This is a genomic window from Sinomonas mesophila, assembly GCF_001999765.1.
GTDB classification, from domain to species: domain Bacteria; phylum Actinomycetota; class Actinomycetes; order Actinomycetales; family Micrococcaceae; genus Sinomonas; species Sinomonas mesophila.
Genome location: NZ_MTIC01000013.1, coordinates 1 through 18,606 on the forward strand (window position 1 = coordinate 1; position 18,606 = coordinate 18,606).

The window sequence follows — 18,606 nt, forward strand, 5'->3', positions numbered from 1 at the left end:
GACGGCCTTGGCCGCGGCCCGGATCCGCTCCGCCCCCGCCAGGGCGTCCTCGCCCGTCCCCGCACCGGCCGGGGGCTCCGAGACCGGGGCCGGCATCTGCCGCACCGGCCCCAGAACACGCCCCGGGGTCACACCGACACCATGAAACTGCTGCATGAGGATTCCTTTCGGGAGGGCCGAAGGGGCCGCGGGCGCCTCCGGAGACGTGAGACGCAGGTAACTGTCGCGTTACCCTAGCGGCTATAGCGCCGCTATACAAGACCCTGTCGTGATCCGTGTCACAGATCCTGGAGGCGGCGATGCACAGCGGCGGGCCCAGTGACGCAGTTCACTATCGGCTCTTGTATAGCGTTGCTATATCCATTACGCTAGCGGCCATGCGTGAATCAGGGACTGGCGCCAGCGACGGCGCCACCGGGGACGAGACGCGGCGCGCCTCGCCCCGTGAGCGCCTCATCCAGGCGGCCATGGAGCTCGTGGCCGCCTCGGGAGGGGCAGCCGTCTCCACGCGGCAGATCACCGACCTCGCGGGCGTCACGGCCCCGACGCTCTACCACCACTTCGGGGACAAGGACGGGCTCATGGAGGCCGTCATTGCCCGGGGATTCGAGGAGTTCGTCGAGCGTGAGGTCAGCGTCGAGCGCTCGGGCGTCCCCATCGAGGACGTCAAGAGGCTCTGGGACGTGCATGTGCAGTTCGGCGTGACCCATGCGCAGCTGTACATGCTCATGTTCGGCAGCAGCGGCCCGAGCCGCCGCCCCGTCGTCGTGACGGAGGCGGAGAAGCTCCTCGAGATCGAGCTCGTCAGGCTCGCCGCGGCGGGGCAGCTCGCCGTGCCGCCCGTCGAGGCGGCGCGGGCCATCCTCGCCGCCACCATCGGCGTGACGCTCATGCTCATCGCCGACGCCCCCGCGGCCGCGGCGGGCACCGAACCGGTGGCCGAGAGCCAGCTCTCGGCCCAGACGCGGGACGCCGTCCTGCGTTCGATCCTCACCGACCCCGGCATCCTCGATGCCCCCACTGCCGGAGCGCCGGCGGGGAAGGCCGGGCCGCCCAGCTACGTCGCCGCGGCCATCGCCCTCAACGCCACGCTCGAGTCCTCGCACCCGGACCAGCTCTCGGGCACCGAGATGAAGCTCTTCCTGGAATGGCTCCACCGGCTCTCCACGACGTCGTCGCCCCTCGGCGAGACGCGCGATCCCCACCAGGGGAGCTGACCCCCCTTTCGCAGCCGCACGCTGCCTCCGCCAGAAACAAGCAGGAGAAACCATGTCGACCACAGCAGCGCCGTCACGCCTGCACACGGCCAGGGCCGGAGTGCAGAAGTTCGGCACCTTCCTCTCGGGCATGATCATGCCCAACATCGGCGCGTTCATCGCGTGGGGCCTCGTCACGGCCCTCTTCATCGAGAAGGGCTGGCTCCCGGTGCCCGTGCTCGGGGGCTTCGGCGAAACGAATGGGGTCCCCAACGTGGGCCTCGTCGGGCCAATGATCACCTACCTTCTGCCGCTGCTCATCGGCTACACCGGCGGCAGGATGGTCTACGACGTCCGAGGCGGCGTGGTCGGCGCCATCGGCACCATGGGCGTCATCGTCGGCGCAGGCATCCCGATGTTCATCGGAGCCATGATCATGGGCCCGCTCGGCGGGTGGACCATGAAGAAGATCGACGCGATCTGGGACGGGAAGATCCGCCCGGGCTTCGAGATGCTCGTCAACAACTTCTCAGCCGGCATCTGGGGCGCCCTCCTGGCCATGCTCGGCTTCTACGGCATCTCCCCGCTGGTCCAGGCGTTCAGCACGGCCGCCGGGAACGTGGTCCAGTTCCTCGTCAGCAACGGCCTGCTCCCGCTGACCTCGCTCCTCATCGAGCCGGCCAAGGTGCTCTTCCTCAACAACGCCATCAACCACGGCGTGCTGACCCCGCTCGGCACCCAGCAGTCGCTCGAGCAGGGCAAGTCCATCCTCTTCCTGCTCGAGGCCAACCCGGGTCCCGGCCTGGGACTGCTCCTCGCCTACATGTTCTTCGGCCGCGGCGCCGCGAAGGCCTCCGCCCCCGGCGCGGCCATCATCCACTTTCTCGGCGGCATCCACGAGATCTATTTCCCGTACGTGCTCATGAAGCCGATCCTCATCCTCGCCACGATCGCCGGCGGCATGACGGGCATTGCGACTCTGGCCCTCACGAACTCGGGCCTCGTGGCCCCGTCAGCGCCGGGCTCGATCATCGCGGTCCTGGCCCAGACGTCGCGCGACTCCTACGTCGGGGTGATCCTCGCCGTCGTGCTCGCCGCGACCGTCTCCTTCCTCATCGCCTCCCTCATCCTCCGCACGGCCAAGGACCGCGCCGAGGGTGACCTCGCCGCGGCCACCGCGCGGATGGAAGGCATGAAGGGCAAGAAGTCCATGGCCTCGACCGTCCTCGGCGGCGGTGACGCGGGCACGACGGCGGTGCTCACCGGCCACGGCGTGAAGAACATCGTGTTCGCGTGCGACGCCGGCATGGGCTCGAGCGCGATGGGCGCCTCGGTGCTGCGCAACAAGATCCGGTCTGCTGGGCACCGGCACGTCACGGTCACCAACCAGTCCATCGCGAACCTCACCGACACGTACGACATGGTCGTTGTCCATCAGGACCTCGCCCTGCGGGCCAGTGAGAAGACGCCGAGCGCACAGATCGTCACCGTGGACAACTTCATGGGCAGCCCGAAGTACGACGAGATCGTGAACCTGCTCGACGAGCAGGCCGCGACCGAGTCAAAGCCCTTCGAAGGAGTGCCGGCCAAGACGGAGCCCGTTTCCGCCGCCGAGGCCGCCGCGGCGCATGTCCCGGTGCCCCACGTTCACGCGGAGACGAAGGATGTCCTTCGGCCCGAATCCGTGGTCCTCTCGGGTAGCGCGACGGACATGGCCGGCGCCATCGAGGAGGCGGGCGGCCTTCTGAAGAACACCGGGGCCGTCGACGACGAGTACATCGCTGCGATGCACGAGCGCGAGCGGTCCGTCCCGACCTTCATGGGGAACGGCCTCGCGATCCCGCACGGCACGAACGAGGCCAAGCCCCACATCAAGGCGTCGGCAGTGACCTTTGTCCGGTATGCCGAGCCGATCGACTGGCAGGGCAAGCCCGTGACGTTCGTCGTGGGCATCGCCGGCAAGGACAAGGAGCACCTCGGGATCCTCGCGAAGATCGCGAAGGTCTTCGGCGACAAGGAGCAGGTCGCTCGTCTCGAGGCGGCCCAGACCGTCGATGAGGTGCTTGACATTTTCGGAAAGGTGAATGCATGAGCCCCCGGGCCACGTCAGCACAGCCCAAGTCGGCCGTTCATTTCGGGGCGGGGAACATCGGCCGCGGCTTCGTCGGGCTCCTGCTGCACAACGCCGGCTACCGGCTCGTGTTCGCCGACGTCGCGGCGCCGCTCATCGACGCGCTCAACGCCACGCCGTCGTACACGGTCCACGAGGTGGGCGAGGGCGGCGGCGAGCACACGGTCGAGGGTTACGAGGCCGTGAACTCCGCCTCCGACGAGGCGGGCCTCGTCGAGCGGATCGCGCGCGCCGACGTCGTCACGACGGCGGTGGGGCCCACCATCCTGAAGTTCGTCGCCCCCGCGATCGCCCGCGGCCTCGCCGCGCGTCCGGCGGGGGCGGCCCCCCTCGCCGTGATGGCGTGCGAGAACGCGATCAACGCGACCGACATCCTCGAGCGCGAGATCCGCGCCTGTGCTGCCGCGGAGGGCCTCGACGACGCCGCGGTGGACGCCCGCGCGGTCTTCGCGAACACGGCCGTGGACCGCATCGTGCCGAACCAGCCGCCCGGCGGTGGGCTCGATGTGCGGGTCGAGCCGTACTTCGAGTGGGCCGTCGAGCGGGGCCCGTTCGGGGACGCCGTCCCTGAGGTTCCGGGGGTGACGTGGGTCGACTCGCTCGGACCGTACATCGAGCGGAAGCTCTTCACGGTCAACACGGGCCACGCCGCCGCCGCGTACTTCGGCCGGGCCGCCGGCAGGGAGAAGATCTCCGACGCCCTCGCGGACCCCGAGATCAGGTCCAAAGTCGAGGCCGTCCTGCAGGAGACCAAGGCGCTGCTCGTCGCGAAGTACGGCTTCGCCCCCGAGGAGCAGGAGGCGTACGTGCGCAAGATCCTGGGCCGCTTCGCCAATCCCGAGCTTCCGGACACGGTCGAGCGCGTGGGCCGGGCGCCGCTGCGCAAGCTCAGCCGGCATGAGCGCTTTGTGGGCCCGGCCGCGGAGCTCGCGGAGCGGGGCCTCGGCGCCTCGGCGCTGCTCGAGGCCATGGGCGCGGCGCTCGCATTCGACGCGGCCGGCGACGACGAGGCCGCGCGCCTGCAGGCCCTCCTCGCCGGGGATGCGACGGACGCGCAGCTCGCCGAGGAGCTCACGGGCCTCGCGCCGGGGCACCCGCTGCACGACGACGTCGTGCGGATCGTGGCCAGGGCCCGCCAGGCGAGGGCGGTCCGCCCCGCCTGACCACCCCCAGGGCCAGGGATGCGGGGTCATGTCTCAGGGATCTGGGGTCACGTCCCTAGGATCCGGGGTCACGTCCCTAGGATGCGGGGTCATGTCTACTAGGTTCCGGCGTCAATGTCCGGTCATAGGCCTCGGATCCTAGGAAGGTGACCCCGCAACGTTGGGAGGTGACCCCGCATGGTTGGGAGGTGACCCCGCATCGGAGGGAGGGTGCGGATCAGAGGGCGAGGGCTACGGCGAGGATCCTCGAGCGGTCGCCCTCGTTCGTCGCGATCCACAGCTCGCCGCCCGCCCCCGCCGCGCGCGCGGTGTCGGGCACCACGACGACGTCGCGCAGCCGGCCGTACTCGCGGCGGAAGTGCTCGCTCGCCCCGGCCAGCTGCCCGCCGCCGTCGGGCGCGAACCCGGGGCCCGGCAGCGGGACGCGCCAGAGCCGCTGCCCGCGCAGGCACACGACGTATGCGACGTCGTGGAGGATCGCGAGTGCGCTCGGCGAGGCGTCCGCCGGGCTGGGCCACACGTGCGCGGCCGGTACGCTGCCGTTGCTCACGCGGGCGCCGGTCACCTCCGGCCAGCCGTACTGCCGGCCCGGGGAGATCAGGTTGAGCTCGTCGTCGCGCTCGGGCCCGAACTCGCTCGCCCAGAAGCGCCCGAGCGAATCCCAGGCGAGGCCCTGGACGTTGCGGTGCCCATAGGAGTACGTGCGGTTGCCGAACGGATTGCCCGGCGCAGGCGAGCCGTCCGGGGCGACGCGCAGGATCTTGCCCCCGAGGCTGTCCCGGTCCTGGGCCGAGGCGCGCCGCGTCGCGTCCCCCGTGGCGATGTACAGCAGCCCGTCCGGGCCCACCTTGAGCCGCCCGCCGTTGTGGATCGTGGCCTGCGGGATGCCGTCCACGAGGACGCGCTCCCCGCCGAGCCGCGCGCCGTCCCAGCGCAGCGCGACGACGCGGTTGGAGCGTTCGGCGGAGTAGTAGACGAAGACCGTGCCGTCGGACGCGAAGGAGGGGGCGAGCTCGATCCCGAGCAGCCCGCCCTCGCTCGTGCCGGTGCGGATCGCGATCCGGTGCACCTCGCGCTGCTCGCCGCCGCCGGCCGGCACCTCGAGGACGCGGCCCGTTCCGCGCTCGGTCACGAGGGCCGAGCCGCCCGGCAGGAACGCGATCGACCACGGGGTGTCGAGCCCCTCGGCGACGGTCCCGACGACGCGCGGGAGGCCGGTCGCTCCGGTCGGGGCGCCCGTGGGCCCGCCGTCGGTGGGTGCCGCTCCTGTGGGCGCCGGGCCTACGGTGGCTGAGCCGTCCGGCCGGGGCGCGGGCGACGGCGTGCACGCGCCGAGCGCGGCGAGGGCGCCGCACGCCGCGAGGGCGAGGGCCGCCCGGCGGCCGGGCTCGGGACGGCCCGCGCGGGGCCTACCCATGTCGGACCCGGCCACCGCATGCACCCCCTGCCTGAAGGAAGGCATGAGAAAACCTGCATCGCGCCATTGAGATGCAGGTCACGCCAAGAAGTCTAGTGGTCGGTGGGCCGGAAACCAAGGGCGGGCCGGACCAACGGCGGGCTCCGGCCGGAGCCCCCGGCCAGCGGATCGGAGCCCGTAGCCCGTCCTCCGGTCAGCTGCGGGTGTGCAGCCCGTCGAAGAGCACGGCCACGACGTCGTCGGCCAGCTTCTCGGCGGAGAGGGAGCCGCCGGGGCGGTACCACTCGACGATCGAGTTGATCGTGCCGAAGAGCAGGCGGGACGCCGTGCGCGGGTCGATGTCGCTGCGCACCGTCCCCTCCTCGCGGGCCTGCCCGATGAGCTCGGCGACCTTGCGGTCGAAGCCGCGGCGGCGTTCGAGCGCGGCCCGCTCCGTCTCGGTGTTGCCGCGCAGGCGCAGCAGGAGGGTGACGAAGGGCAGCTTCTCCGTCAGGACCCGCACGGTCGAGCGGACCACGAACTCGAGCCGCTCCTCGGCCGTGCCCGTCTGGGAGGCCGGAGCCTCCCAGACGGACTCGAGGCCGCCGAGGGCCTGCTCGAGCGCGAGCGCGAGCAGGTCCTCCTTGGACGGCACGTGGTGGTAGATCGCCGACTTCGAGATGCCCAGGTTCTCCGCGAGGATCCCCATGCTCGTCGCGTCGTAGCCGTGCCGGTTGAACACCTCGACGGCGATGTTGAGCACGGACTGCTGGTCGTAGCCGGGGCGGCCCCGGCGGCCAGCGGGGGAAGCGGTCGTGGAACTGGGCATGGTGTACAGCCTAGGCCTCGTTGCGCCGATCGTAGATCCGGCGCAGCTTGCCGCTCGAGCGCTCGAGCGCGCCGGGCTCGACGACGTCGATGTGGCACGAGGAGCCGATGTGGATCTTGATCTGCTGCTTGAGCGTGGCCCCCGCGTGCCGGCGCTGCTCGGGCGTCGTGCCCTCGCGCGGCTCGATCTTGACCGTGAGCTCGTCCATCCGGCGCCCCGCCGGGCGCGTGAGCTCGAGCTGGAAGTGGGGGCTGAGCTCGGGGATCCGCAGGGCGATCTCCTCGATCTGCGACGGGAAGAGGTTCACGCCGCGCAGGATGATCATGTCGTCGGTGCGCCCCGAGATGCGGCCCATCCGGCGGTGCCCCGGCCGGGCCGTGCCCGGCAGGAGGGCCGTGAGGTCCTTGGTCCGGTAGCGGATGATCGGCAGCGCCTTCTTCGTGAGGGACGTGAAGACGAGCTCGCCCTGCTCGCCGTCGCCGAGCGTCCGGCTCAGGTCGAACGGGTCGAGGATCTCGGGGCGGAAGTGGTCCTCCCAGATGTGCGAGCCGTCCTGGGTCTCGACGGCCTCGCCCGCGACGCCGGGGCCCATGACCTCGGAGAGGCCGTAGATGTCGCACGCCTTGATGCCGAACATCTCCTCGAGCTCGTGGCGCATCTCCTGGGTCCACGGCTCGGCGCCGAGCACGGCGTACTTGAGCGAGGTCGCGCGCGGATCGAGCCCGCGGTGCAGCATCGCGTCGCCGATGGTGAGCAGGTAGGTCGGCGTGCACAGGATCGCGTCCGGGGCGAAGTCCTCGATGAGCTGGATCTGCTTCTCGGTCTGGCCGCCGGACATCGGGATGACCGTGCAGCCCAGCTTCTCGGCGCCGCCGTGCGCGCCGAGGCCTCCCGTGAAGAGGCCGTAGCCGTAGGCGTTGTGCACCTTCATCCCGGGGCGGACGCCCGAGGCGCGGAGGCACCGGGCCACGAGCGTGGCCCACGTGTCGAGGTCCTCCTTCGTGTAGCCGACCACGGTGGGCCGGCCGGTCGTGCCGGAGCTCGCGTGCACGCGGGCCACCTCGGACATGGGCACGGCGAACATGCCGAAGGGATACTCGGCCCGCAGGTCCTCCTTGGTGGTGAAGGGGAACCGAGCGAGGTCGCCGACCTGCTTGAGGTCCTCGGGGCGGACGCCGGCCTCGTCGAACTTGCGCTGGTAGAGCGGGACGCGCTCGTAGGCGTAGGCGAGGGTCTCCTGGAGGCGGGTCAGCTGGAGGGACTCGATCTGGTCCCGCGACATGGTCTCCTCGGCGTCGAGGACCGCGGGGGCCGGGGCGTTCGAGGCCTCGGGGGCAGGTGCTGTCTGAGTCACGGCTTGCTCACTTCTGGATCGGGCGGGGCAGGGGCGGGGTGGAGTGGGCGGGAAGGGGCATTGCGGGGGCGCTCAGCGCCGGGGGATCGTGCGGGAGCGTCCGCGGAACTCGGCCACGAGCCGGCCGGGCTCCGCGGGGGTGTGCGGGTGGCCGTCGGGGCAGGCGAAGACCTGGACGTCGTAGATGCCGCTCCGTCCGGCGTGGGCGCGGCGGGCGGCGACGGCGGTGATCCGCTCGCCCTCGTGCGCGGGGGCGAGGAAGTTGACGTCGACGCCGGCGGCGACGGTGATGCTCGAGGCCTGGTCCTCGTCGGGGCTGTGCGGGTTGCACGCCAGGGCGAAGGCGGAGTCGGCGATCGCGAAGAGCATCCCGCCGTGGGCGATGCCGAAGCCGTTGAGCATCTCGCGCCGCAGCGTCGTCGCCACGGTGGCGGTGCCCTCGCCGAGGTCGAGGACCCTCAGGCCCATCCACTCGGTTGCGTAGTCGTCCGTCAGGATCGGGTGCGCCAGCGTGTGGGCGGGAGCAGCGTCGCTCATGGGTGGGCCTCTCGCAATTTTTACCGAACGTTCATTAGGTAATCTCATCGGGCCGGATGTGTCAAGGAGCACAGCAGCCCGCCCGTGGCTGAAAACACCTCCAGAAGCCGTCGCGGGGCATGGCGGGAGGCAGCCCAGCTGGAAGGATGGACCCATGGCACGAGGCATCTACGTCAGCGCTACCACGCCCGGCTCGGGCAAGTCGCTCGTGGCCCTGGGCGTGGCCGAGGCGCTCCACCGCCACACCGGCCGGATCGGCTTCTTCAGGCCGGTCGTCCTCGGCGACGACGCCGCGCGGGACCCCATGGTCGCGCTCATGGCCACGCGGTTCGGCCTCGAGCCAGACGTGTGCCGGGGCGGCCTCACGGCGCGCGAAGTCCGCCAGCTCCTCGCCGCCGGCCAGCGCGAGGAGATCGATGCCCGCTGCGTCGAGATCTTCGCCGAGATCGCGGCGCGGTGCGACGTCGTCGTGGTCGAGGGGACCGACCTCACGGGCCACGACTCCGCCGTCGAGTTCGCCCTCAATGCCCGGCTCGCGAACCACCTCGCGTGCCCCGTCGTCGCCGTGGTGAGCGGGCGCGACCGCACGCCCGAGGAGATCGCCGACGCCGTCGACGTCGCCCGCAAGGAGCTCGCCGCCGCGCGGTGCTCCGTGCTCGCCATGATGGTCAACCGGGCCGACGCCGGCCGGCTCGGCGAGATCGCGGACGGCATCCGCCCTGGCGCCTCGCACCGGCCCGTGTACGTCCTGCCCGAGCTGCCCGAGATCTCCCGACCGACGACGGGCGAGGTCTCCGCGGGCCTCGCGCTGCGGCAGATCGCCGGGAGCGCCGACATGGAGCGCGAGGTGCGGGGCGTGAAGGTCGCGGCGATGAGCGTCGCGAACTTCATCGGCGCGCTCGCCGACGGCGACCTCGTGATCGTGCCGGGCGACCGGCCCGACGTCATGGTCGGCGCCCTCGCCTCGACGTTCTCGCCCGAGTTCCCGGTCCCCGCCGCCATGGTCCTCACGGGCGGGCTCGCGCCGGACGCGCACGTCCTCTCGCTCCTGGCCCAGGCGCCGTTCCCGGTCTTCGCCTACCCGGACGACACCTACAACGCGGCGCGCGCCGTCGCCGAGGTCCGGAGCGAGATCTGGACGGGCCACCGCCGCAAGGTCGCCTCGGCGCTCGGCGCGTGGGCGCGCCACGTCGACGACGCCGAGCTCGTCGAGCGGCTCGAGCTGCCCCGGCCGGTCACGATGACACCGCTGCGCTTCCTGCACGAGCTCATCGGCCGAGCCCGCGCCGAGCGCAAGCGGATTGTGCTCCCCGAGGGCACGGACGTGCGGATCCTGCGGGCCGCAGAGATCCTCGCCCGCCGGGACGTGTGCGACCTGACTCTCCTGGGCCCCGAGCGCGACGTCCGCGAGCTCGCCGCGTCCAACGGAGTCTCCCTCGAGGGCATTGCCGTCGTCGACCCCGCGGCCTCCGAGCTCCGCGCCCGCTTCGCCGAGGAGTACGCGCGGCTGCGCGCGCACCGGGGCGTCGACCTGGCCAAGGCCCTCGAGGTCATGCTGGACGTGAGCTACTTCGGGACCATGATGGTCCAGCTCGGCCTCGTCGACGGCATGGTCTCCGGCGCCGCGCACACGACGGCGCACACCATCCGGCCCGCGCTCGAGTTCGTCAAGACGGTGCCCGGCGTGAAGATCGTCTCCTCGGTGTTCCTCATGCTCATGGCGGACCGCGTGCTCGTCTACGGCGACTGCGCCGTCGTCCCCGATCCCGACGCCGGGCAGCTCGCCGACATCGCCCTCGCCTCGGCCGAAACCGCGGCGCAGTTCGGCGTCACGCCGCGCGTTGCGATGCTCAGCTACTCGACCGGCGGATCGGGCTCGGGCGCCGCCGTCGACAAGGTGCGCGCGGCGACCGAGGAGGTGCGGCGGCGCCGGCCCGGGCTCGCCGTCGAGGGCCCGATCCAGTACGACGCCGCCGTCGAGCCCACCATCGCGGCCTCGAAGCTGCCGGGCTCGGACGTCGCTGGGCAGGCGACCGTGTTCATCTTCCCGGACCTCAACACGGGCAACAACACGTACAAGGCGGTCCAGCAGTCCTCGGGCGCGGTCGCCGTCGGCCCCGTCCTGCAGGGGCTCCGGCGGCCGGTGAACGACCTCTCCCGCGGGTGCACGGTCGAGGACATCGTCAACACCGTCGCGATCACCGCGATCCAGGCGCAGAGCGTGCCCACTGCGCAGACCGCCGCGGCCCTCGCCCCGCAGACCGCCCCGCAGAACTAGGAGGCCCTCATGCTCGTCCTCGTCATCAACTCCGGCTCGTCGTCCCTCAAGTACCAGGTGCGCGACGTCTCCGCGCACGAGCACGAGGCAGGCGTGCTCGCCGAGGGGCTCATCGAGCGGATCGGCGTCGGCAACGGGGGAGGGGGCGACGGCGAGCCGATCGGCCCGCGCGACCATGCCGAGGCCCTCGAGCTCGTCGACGCCCGCCTGCACGAGGTCCTCGGCGACCGCACGGTCGACGCCGTCGGGCACCGCGTGGTCCACGGCGGCGAGCGCTTCGCCGAGCCGGTGCTCGTGGACCACGAGATCACCCGCGCGATCGAACGGCTCAACCCGCTCGCTCCGCTGCACAACCCCGCCAACGTCCTCGGGATCCGGGCGATCGCCGAGAAATGGCCGACGATGCCTCAGGTCGCCGTGTTCGACACCGCCTTCCACCGCAGCATCCCCGAGCACGCCTGGCGCTACGCCGTGCCGGACTGGCTCTACAGCCGCCACGGGATCCGCCGCTACGGCTTCCATGGCACCTCGCACCAGTACGTCGCGCACCGGGCGGCCCAGCTGCTGGGCATCCCCGAGGAGGAGTTCGACGGCGTCATCCTCCACCTCGGCAACGGCGCCTCCGCGACGGCGATCCAGGGCGGGAAGTCGGTGGACACCTCGATGGGCTTCACCCCGCTCGAGGGCCTCGTGATGGGCACGCGGTCCGGGGACATCGACCCGTCCATCCTGGTCTTCCTCGGCCGGCAGGGGATGAACCCGGACGAGATCGACGCGCTGCTGAACCGCGAGTCGGGGCTCAAGGCGCTCGCGGGAAGCAACGACATGCGCTCGGTGGTCGAGGCCGCCGAGTCCGGGGACGAGGCGGCGCGGACCGCGCTCGCGGTCGCGTCCTATCGCCTGGCGAAGTACGTCGGGGCGTACCACGTGGCGGTCGGCGGGGCGCACGCGGTGGTCTTCACGGCCGGGATCGGCGAGAACTCGGGGGCGTTCCGTGCCCTCGTGGCCGAGCGGCTCGGAGCGCTCGGCGTGGAGCTCGACGACGCCCTGAACGCCGAGCGCTCGAAGGAGCCGCGGGTCATCTCCGCGCCCGGGTCCGCCATCCCGCTCCTCGTCGTCCCCACGGACGAGGAGCGGGCCATCGCGGAGGCCACGGCCACCGTGGTCGAGCGGGCTTCAGCCGGATCTCAGCCCGTCGGGTCAGCATGACGCCGCCGGGCGGACCGGCCTACTCCTGCCCGAGCTGGGCCTGGATGGCCGCCAGGTCGTAGTAGCGATGTTCCTCGGCGATCCGTCCCTGGGCGTCGACGCGGCTGAAGGAGGCGAACTTCTGGTCGATGCGTCGCCCGGTGGCCGGCAGCTCGCCGTCGGGCAGCGCGAGCGGCCCGGTCTGGGTTCCCGTCACATCCATTTCGGCGGCAACGCTCTCACCGGCAGTCAGCACGTTGGTCACCGTGGCGCGCAGGTCGGGCATCGCTGTGAAGAAGGCGGCGACGTCCTCCTCGATGGCTGCACGCCCGCGCAGCGGTTCCGGATACTGGGGATCGACGACGACGGCGTCGTCCGCGTAGAACGCGGTGAACCCGGTCGCGTCATGGGAGTTGAAGGCAGACAGCTGGTCGCGGACGAGCTGTTCCAGCGACGTCCTTCCTGCGGCGTCAGCTCCTGTTCCCTCGGTCGAGGTGGTCATGGCGAGCTCCTTCCAAGCGGTGGGACAGGACCATGGTCGATCCGGCCCGGAGCCCGGTCAACGCTTCGTCAGAGGCATTCATCCGGCGCGGCGGAGCGACGTGTCGAGCCTGTCCAGCATCCGGTGGAAGCTCTGCTCGACGTCGCGGGGGAGGCCGAAGCCGCCGGCCTGCTCCAGGCTCACCCAGCCGTGCAGCGCGGCCCGGAGTGCGCGCACGGCGTCCACCTCGTCGTCGCCCGCGAGGCCGTAGCCGCGCAGGGCGTCCGTGACCACGGTCAGCACCCGTCCGGCGACGTCGGCGAGCACCTCGTCCTGGGCATCGGGGCTGCGGAGGGTGGCGGCGTACCGGCCGGGGTGCTCAAGGGCGTAGGCGCGGTAGGCGGACCCGAGGGCCTGCAGCGCCTCGGCCCCCGAGCGCCCGACGGCGGCGGCGGAGAGACGTGCGGTGAGCTCCTCGAGCGCCAGCAGGCAGACCTCGTGCTGCAGCGCGTCGAGGCCCGCGACGTGGTTGTAGAGGCTGGGCGTCTTGACGCCGAGCTCCTGGGCCACCGCGGCGAGGCTCAGCTGCGCCAGTCCGCGCCCGTCGGCCAGGGACGCCGCGGCCGCCACCACCCGGCTGCGGTCCAGGCCCACCCTAGGCATCGGCGTCGACCTCCCGGAGGAAGCCTACGATCTCGGGGGAGACGAGCTCGGCGTACTCCGCGTGGGGGTAGTGACCGGCCCGGGGGACCATCACGGCGCGGCCGCCAAGCCGGGCGGCGACGTGCTCCGCCTCCGCCCGCGGGTCCGGGAAGTCCGGGTCCCGCTCGCCCATGACGACGAGCGCTGGAGACCGGACCTGGCCCAGCCTGGCCTCGGCCTCGGCATGCGACGTCCGCGTGGTCGCGGTGAAGGCGCGCCAGTAGTGCCGCCGTCGGGCGCTGCGCACGACGGCGGCGAGATGCTCCGCGAAGCCTTCCGGCTTCCGGCCCGGGTACAGGGTCGCGACGTAGCGCTTGAGGACGAGGGGGCCCCACGGGCGAACGAAGGCCAGACGGAACAGGGCCGTCGTCAGTCGGCCGATGGGAGGGTTGCGGACGAACGGGCCGATCAGGACGAGCCCGCGGACCAGCTCGGGGGCCTCGGCCGCGGCCCAGACGGCCGCGCCCGCGCCCATCGAGCTGCCCACGAGCACCGCGGGCCTGCCCAGCTCCCGGAGCAGGGCCAGCATGTCGCCACCCGTGGGGACGTCGCCGTACTCGGTGAAGCCCGCGTCGCTGTCGCCGTGCCCGCGCAGGTCCATGACCGCTACCGAGAAGCCGGCCCGGGCCAGGTCGGCGGCGAGGAACCGGTAGGCCAGGCGGAGATCGCCCATCCCCGGCACGCAGACGACGAGGGGGCCCTCACCGTGGAGCTCGTAGGCGACCCGCCCCTCGGGCCGGGAGAGGTGGCGCGGTCGCGCCATGCCGAAGCGGGCAGCATCCTGAAGATTGCTATTGCTCATAGCCATAAGACTAATAGCATTAGTTTTGCGACGCCAGCCCCGGTCACGTGTCCGGAAGGTCTCTCGCGCCGAGGGCGTCGGCGATGAACGCGTAGTCCCACGCGCGCTCCCGCCACGCCTCGTACCGGCCCGAGGCACCGCCATGCCCAGCATCCATCTCGGTCTTGAGCACCACCGGCTGCCCGCCCGTGGTCGCCCCGCGCAGCGCCTGGACCCACTTGGCCGGCTCGACGTAGAGCACGCGAGTGTCGTTGAAGCTCGTCACTGCGGCGACCTTCGGGTAGGCGGCGGGCCGGACGTTCTCGTACGGCGAGTAGGACTTCATGTAGGCGTAGACCTCGGGATCCTCGAGGGGGTTGCCCCATTCCTCCCACTCGAGGGCGGAGAGCGGCAGCTCGGGGTCGAGGACGGTGGTCAGGGTGTCCACGAAGGGCACCTGCGCCACGGCGGCCGCGTACTTCTCCGGCGCGAGGTTGAGCACGGCGCCGACGAGGAGCCCGCCGGCCGAGCCGCCCATGCACGCGATCCGCGCCGGGTCTGCCCAGCCCGAGGCGACGAGCCAGTCCGTTGCCGCGACGAAGTCGGTGAACGTGTTCTTCTTGGCGAGCTTCTTGCCCTCCTCATACCAGCGCCGGCCCAGCTCTCCGCCGCCGCGCACGTGCGCGATGGCCATGACGATCCCGCGGTCCAACAGGCTCAGGCGGGGGATCGAGAAGCCCGGGTCCATGCTGATCTCGTAGGAGCCGTAGCCGTAGACGAGGGCGGGGTTCGTTCCGTCCGGGGCGGCCGACGCGCGGCGCAGGATCGACAGCGGCACCCGGGTGCCGTCGTCGGCCGTGGCCCACGCGCGCTCGGCGACGTAGTCCGCGGGGTCGTACCCGCCCAGGACGGGCGTCTCCTTGCGCAGGAGCAGCTCGCCCGTCGCGAGGACGTAGTCGTAGACGCGCGGGGGAGTGACGTAGGAGGTGTAGCTCAGGCGGGCGACGGGGGAGAGGTAGTCGGAGGCGCCCGCGCCGGCCGTGTAGAGCTCCTCGCCGAACGCCGGCTCCGCGAACGACGGCGTGGTCCCCGCGGCGGCGGACCGCACCACGTCGTCGCGGGCGGCGAAGCGGACGGTCTCGATCGTGTCGCGGCGCAGGGAAAGGAGCACGTGCGTCGCGGTGACGGATGCGCCCTCGACCTTGACGGCGTCGTCGTGCGGGACGACCTCGGCCCAGCGCTGCTCGGCGAGCGGCTTCGCGAACTCGGCGAGCGGGGCGAGCGAGACCATGTTGTTCACGGCCTTGCTGTCTGGGTGGTCCGGCGCCGCGCCCCGGTTGTGCGTGAGCAGGACCTGGGTGGCGCCGTCGTGCTCGAAGAACTCGGGGGAGTAGAGGACGCGCTCCTCGCGCCCGATCAGCACCTGGAGCCGCGCGCCCGGGTCCGCGAGGTCGAGGTAGCGGGACTCCGAGTATTCCGAGTTGCCGATTCCGACGTGCAGCCAGCGCCGGTCCGGCGAGGTGTCGATCCCGGTCCATTGCGCGACGTCGTCCTCCTGGAAGAGCAGCTCGTCCTGCTCGACCGGCGTGCCGAGGACGTGCATGCGCACCTGGTAGGGGCGCCAGGCCTCGTCCGCGACCATGTAGAACAGGCGGCGCCCCTCCGGGTCGAACTCGAGACCGTAGAAGACGTTCTCGATCACCTCGGGGAGGAGCTCGCCGGTGCGGAGGTCCTTGACCCGCAGCGTGAAGGTCTCGTCGCCGGACGTGTCGACGGCGTAGGCGTACAGGTGGCCGTCCCGCGTCACGGCGGCGGTGCCCACGCTGAAGAATGGGTGCCCCTCTGCCTCGGCGTTGCCGTCGAGGAGGACGTGCTCGCCCGGGACGGGGACGCCGGGCTCGACGGCGGGCGGGGTCCAGTCCGCGGAGGGGTCGCCGGTGTCCGCGGCTGCGACGCGGCAGTAGATCGGGTACTGCTGGCCCTCGACGGTGCGCGAGTAGTACCACCAGTCGTCCTTGCGGCTCGGTACGGAGAGGTCCGTCTCCTGGGTGCGCCGCTTGATCTCGTCGAAGATGGCGTCGCGGATCGGCTGCTGGTCCGCGGTCACGGCCTCGGTGTAGGCATTCTCGGCCCTCAGGAACGCGACCACCTCCGGGCTCTCCTTGTCCCGCAGCCACTCGTAGCTGTCCACGAAGGCGTCCCCGTGGTGCGTGCGGGCGTGCGGAACCTTGCGGGCGGAGGGCGGCTGCGGGGTCGTATCCGTCATGGCCCAACCCTAGCCCCGCGGCCCCCCTTGCAACCCCGCATCGCAACACGCTGGAATCCGGAGCACTTAACAGCGTGTTGCGATGCGGGGTTGAGCGTGGCGGGGTCGCATTGGGGCGATGCCTCCGTGCGCCGATAGCATCGACGGGACGGCGTGAGGGGGCCACGTGGCCGAAGCCCCCGCGGGAAGGAGTGCGGCCCATGGCGGAAACCCAGGCGCCGATGCGCCGCGCCGGCGGGGAGCTGCGTGCCCGCCGCGCGGAACGGAACCCCCGCAGGGCAGGCCGCGCCCGCTGGTGGTGGCTCGGCGCCGCGGGACTGGTCCTCGCTGCGTGCGGCGTCCTGGCCGCCCAGGCGCTGTGGCTGCGCTCGGACCTGCTGCGCGCCGCCGAACTCGCCCCCCGCCTCGAGTCCGAACTCGCCGAGCGCCGCATCCCCGAGGCCCAGGGCACGCTCGGCGAGCTGCGCGAGCGCGCAAGCGGCGCGCGCGCCGCGGCCTCCGGGCCGCTGTGGGATCTCGCGGCGGGCCTCCCGTGGATCGGGCCGAACCTCCGCGCGGGGACCGCGGCGGCCCAGGCGGCGGACACCCTCGCGTCCAAGGCGCTGCCCCTGCTGCTCGAGGTCGCCTCGACCGTGGACCCCGGCGCCGTCCTGCCCGGGCGGGAGCCGAAGGACCTCGCGCCGCTGGCCCAGGCGGTGCCCAAGGTCGAGGCCGCCGCGGAGGCCGTGCGTTCCGCCGAGGGGCTCCTCGGGGCGGTGGACACCTCCGCGATCGTGCCGCAGCTCGCCGGCCCTGTGCGCTCGGCGCACGACGACGTCGCGCGGCTGCGCGGGCTCCTCGACACCGGGGAGGCCGCAGCCCGCATGGCCCCGGGCCTGCTCGGGGCGGACGGTCCGCGGACGTACCTCGTGCTCGTCCAGAACAATGCGGAGGCCCGCGCCTCCGGCGGCATCCCGGGCGCCCTTGTGGAGGTCACGCTCGACCGCGGCGCGATGACGCTCGGGAAGCAGGGCTCGGCCAGCGGCCTCGGCTCCTTCCTGCCGCGCATCCCCGTCGACCCCGTCCAGCAGCGCATCTACAGCACGCGCCTCGGGCGCTACATGCAGGACGTGAACCTCACCCCTGACTTCCCGACGGCGGGGGCCACGGCCGCGGCGATGTGGGAGCGCGAGGGCGGGAAGCACGTCGACGGTGTCGTCTCCCTGGATCCCGTGGCCCTCGCGCGTCTGCTCGGAGCGCTGGGCCCCGTCGAGCTCGAGGGACGCGAGTTCGCGCCGTTTCGCGCGGCGGGCCTGCCCGCGACACTCACGGCGGAGAACGCGACCCGCACGCTGCTCTCCGACGTCTACCGGATCGAGGAGCCGAAGCTGCAGGACGTCTACTTCGCGGCCGTCGCGCGGGAGATCTTCGCGTCCTTCTCAGCGGCCGACGGCGACCCCGTGGCCCTCGCGCGCGCCGTCACCGCGGTCGTCGAGGACGGCAGGCTCTTCTTCTACTCCTCGCGGCCCGAGGAGCAGGCCACCGTGGCCGGATGGGACGTCGGCGGCGCGATCGACCGGCCGGGGGCAGACGAGGCCCGCTTCGGCGCGTACTTCAACGACGGCACCGGCGCGAAGATGGACTACTACGTCCGCCGGACGGTAGAGCTTGTCACGGAATGCACCCCGGAGGGGACGCGGGCTGTGATGCGAATCACTGTGGAAAACACCGCCCCAGCGGACGCCGCGACAGCCCTTCCGCGATATGTGACAGGAAATGGCGCATTCGGGATCCCGCCGGGGAGCGTCCAGACGAACGTCATCGCCTACGGGCCGAAGAGGGCCGCCGTCGAGGGCCTGCGCATCGACGGCAGGCAGTCCGGCCTCCACGCCGACGTGCACGCCGGGCGGCCTCTGGCTACCTCCGTCGTCCGGCTGTCTCCGGGGCAGAAGGCGTCCCTCGAGTTCGTCTTCAGCCGCATCCCCGAGGCGCCGCTCATGCTCGACGTGACGCCTGGCGTGCAGCCCAAGGCGCAGGTTGTGAGGCCCTTTTCCGGGCAGGGCTGCAGGGCCTCAGGCGGAAAATGACGGCAGTGAATGAACGTCCGTGAAAATGCCGGCGTCGAGCATGTTTCTTGGCCACCTGTTAAGTTTATTGACTGATTATTTGTGCGCTTTTGGGTTTTCCCCTCACCGTGCTAGTGTCCGGAAAGTGCCTTTCGGGCACCTCGGGTGTCATCGCGGGATCCATCGGGTGTGTGTGCCGAAGTCTCCGTCGACGGCCGCGGTCCATGAGGGCTTCGACAACAAAGTCTTGAGGGGGACT

General features: G+C 71.8%; 14 protein-coding genes. 6 read left to right on the forward strand and 8 right to left on the reverse strand.

The features are described 5' to 3' along the window. The first annotated feature begins 377 nt into the window (after nt 1-377). Genes BV907_RS14600 through BV907_RS14610 form a run of 3 tightly spaced genes read left to right on the forward strand, consistent with a single transcriptional unit; the run spans nt 378 to nt 4,490 of the window. Nucleotides 378-1,217, forward strand: coding sequence for a TetR/AcrR family transcriptional regulator (locus BV907_RS14600; protein ID WP_077490477.1), 840 nt, complete (start codon nt 378-380; stop codon nt 1,215-1,217). Nucleotides 1,218-1,269: 52 nt separating this feature from the next. After that, nucleotides 1,270-3,288: a PTS mannitol transporter subunit IICBA gene (locus tag BV907_RS14605; RefSeq protein WP_077490478.1), complete on the forward strand. Its 2,019-nt coding sequence runs from the start codon at nt 1,270-1,272 to the stop codon at nt 3,286-3,288. Continuing rightward, nucleotides 3,285-4,490 (forward strand): mannitol-1-phosphate 5-dehydrogenase, encoded by a 1,206-nt coding sequence (locus tag BV907_RS14610; protein ID WP_077490479.1) that lies wholly within the window; start codon nt 3,285-3,287, stop codon nt 4,488-4,490. Before BV907_RS14605 ends, BV907_RS14610 begins: the two co-directional genes overlap by 4 nt. Before the next feature lie 217 nt (nt 4,491-4,707). On the opposite strand, the gene BV907_RS14615 is transcribed toward BV907_RS14610, so the two are convergent. The 4 genes from BV907_RS14615 to BV907_RS14630 form a co-directional block, all read right to left on the reverse strand. Continuing rightward, a complete protein-coding gene (locus BV907_RS14615; protein WP_245828005.1) occupies nt 4,708-5,952 on the reverse strand; it encodes a PQQ-dependent sugar dehydrogenase in 1,245 nt (414 codons plus the stop codon). A 148-nt stretch (nt 5,953-6,100) separates the two neighbouring features. Further along, entirely contained in the window at nt 6,101-6,715 is a 615-nt protein-coding gene (locus tag BV907_RS14620; RefSeq protein WP_077490480.1) for a TetR/AcrR family transcriptional regulator, read from the reverse strand. A gap of 10 nt (nt 6,716-6,725) precedes the next feature. Continuing rightward, complete coding sequence (gene paaK, locus BV907_RS14625) at nt 6,726-7,997, reverse strand: phenylacetate--CoA ligase PaaK (RefSeq protein ID WP_425441646.1); 1,272 nt, start codon at nt 7,995-7,997, stop codon at nt 6,726-6,728. Nucleotides 7,998-8,141: 144 nt separating this feature from the next. After that, nucleotides 8,142-8,606, reverse strand: a complete 465-nt coding sequence (locus BV907_RS14630; RefSeq protein ID WP_077490482.1) for a hotdog fold thioesterase — start codon at nt 8,604-8,606, stop codon at nt 8,142-8,144. Nucleotides 8,607-8,760: 154 nt separating this feature from the next. On the opposite strand from BV907_RS14630, the gene pta reads away from it, so the two are divergent. Continuing rightward, a complete protein-coding gene (gene pta, locus BV907_RS14635) occupies nt 8,761-10,884 on the forward strand; it encodes a phosphate acetyltransferase (RefSeq protein ID WP_077490483.1) in 2,124 nt (707 codons plus the stop codon). Between the two features lie 9 nt (nt 10,885-10,893). Further along, nucleotides 10,894-12,093 carry an acetate/propionate family kinase gene (locus BV907_RS14640; RefSeq protein ID WP_077490484.1) on the forward strand — a complete coding sequence of 400 codons (1,200 nt, stop codon included), beginning with the start codon at nt 10,894-10,896 and terminating at the stop codon, nt 12,091-12,093. A 19-nt stretch (nt 12,094-12,112) separates the two neighbouring features. On the opposite strand, the gene BV907_RS14645 is transcribed toward BV907_RS14640, so the two are convergent. The 4 genes from BV907_RS14645 to BV907_RS14660 all read right to left on the reverse strand — a co-directional run bounded on the left by BV907_RS14645 (nt 12,113) and on the right by BV907_RS14660 (nt 16,302). Next, a complete protein-coding gene (locus tag BV907_RS14645) occupies nt 12,113-12,574 on the reverse strand; it encodes an ester cyclase (protein WP_077490485.1) in 462 nt (153 codons plus the stop codon). A gap of 78 nt (nt 12,575-12,652) precedes the next feature. Continuing rightward, nucleotides 12,653-13,216, reverse strand: a complete 564-nt coding sequence (locus BV907_RS14650) for a TetR/AcrR family transcriptional regulator (protein WP_077490486.1) — start codon at nt 13,214-13,216, stop codon at nt 12,653-12,655. Continuing rightward, nucleotides 13,209-14,057, reverse strand: coding sequence for an alpha/beta fold hydrolase (locus tag BV907_RS14655; protein ID WP_077490487.1), 849 nt, complete (start codon nt 14,055-14,057; stop codon nt 13,209-13,211). The genes BV907_RS14650 and BV907_RS14655 overlap by 8 nt, the downstream gene beginning before the upstream one ends. 43 nt (nt 14,058-14,100) lie before the next feature. Next, on the reverse strand, nt 14,101-16,302 hold the full coding sequence (locus BV907_RS14660; protein WP_077490488.1) for a S9 family peptidase: 2,202 nt from the start codon (nt 16,300-16,302) through the stop codon (nt 14,101-14,103). Nucleotides 16,303-16,502: 200 nt separating this feature from the next. Between BV907_RS14660 and BV907_RS18505 the strand changes: the two genes are divergently transcribed. Further along, entirely contained in the window at nt 16,503-18,368 is a 1,866-nt protein-coding gene (locus tag BV907_RS18505; protein ID WP_139346803.1) for a DUF4012 domain-containing protein, read from the forward strand. The last annotated feature ends 238 nt before the right edge of the window (nt 18,369-18,606 follow it).

Excerpts from the sequence above, each read along its gene's own strand:
- BV907_RS14600 (WP_077490477.1), top strand. The coding sequence starts at position 378 with ATGCGTGAATCAGGGACTGGCGCCAGCGACGGCGCCACCGGGGACGAG.
- BV907_RS14605 (WP_077490478.1), top strand. The coding sequence starts at position 1,270 with ATGTCGACCACAGCAGCGCCGTCACGCCTGCACACGGCCAGGGCCGGA.
- BV907_RS14610 (WP_077490479.1), top strand. The coding sequence starts at position 3,285 with ATGAGCCCCCGGGCCACGTCAGCACAGCCCAAGTCGGCCGTTCATTTC.
- BV907_RS14615 (WP_245828005.1), bottom strand. The coding sequence starts at position 5,952 with ATGCCTTCCTTCAGGCAGGGGGTGCATGCGGTGGCCGGGTCCGACATG.
- BV907_RS14620 (WP_077490480.1), bottom strand. The coding sequence starts at position 6,715 with ATGCCCAGTTCCACGACCGCTTCCCCCGCTGGCCGCCGGGGCCGCCCC.
- paaK (WP_425441646.1), bottom strand. The coding sequence starts at position 7,997 with ATGTCGCGGGACCAGATCGAGTCCCTCCAGCTGACCCGCCTCCAGGAG.
- BV907_RS14630 (WP_077490482.1), bottom strand. The coding sequence starts at position 8,606 with ATGAGCGACGCTGCTCCCGCCCACACGCTGGCGCACCCGATCCTGACG.
- pta (WP_077490483.1), top strand. The coding sequence starts at position 8,761 with ATGGCACGAGGCATCTACGTCAGCGCTACCACGCCCGGCTCGGGCAAG.
- BV907_RS14640 (WP_077490484.1), top strand. The coding sequence starts at position 10,894 with ATGCTCGTCCTCGTCATCAACTCCGGCTCGTCGTCCCTCAAGTACCAG.
- BV907_RS14645 (WP_077490485.1), bottom strand. The coding sequence starts at position 12,574 with ATGACCACCTCGACCGAGGGAACAGGAGCTGACGCCGCAGGAAGGACG.
- BV907_RS14650 (WP_077490486.1), bottom strand. The coding sequence starts at position 13,216 with ATGCCTAGGGTGGGCCTGGACCGCAGCCGGGTGGTGGCGGCCGCGGCG.
- BV907_RS14655 (WP_077490487.1), bottom strand. The coding sequence starts at position 14,057 with ATGAGCAATAGCAATCTTCAGGATGCTGCCCGCTTCGGCATGGCGCGA.
- BV907_RS14660 (WP_077490488.1), bottom strand. The coding sequence starts at position 16,302 with ATGACGGATACGACCCCGCAGCCGCCCTCCGCCCGCAAGGTTCCGCAC.
- BV907_RS18505 (WP_139346803.1), top strand. The coding sequence starts at position 16,503 with ATGGCGGAAACCCAGGCGCCGATGCGCCGCGCCGGCGGGGAGCTGCGT.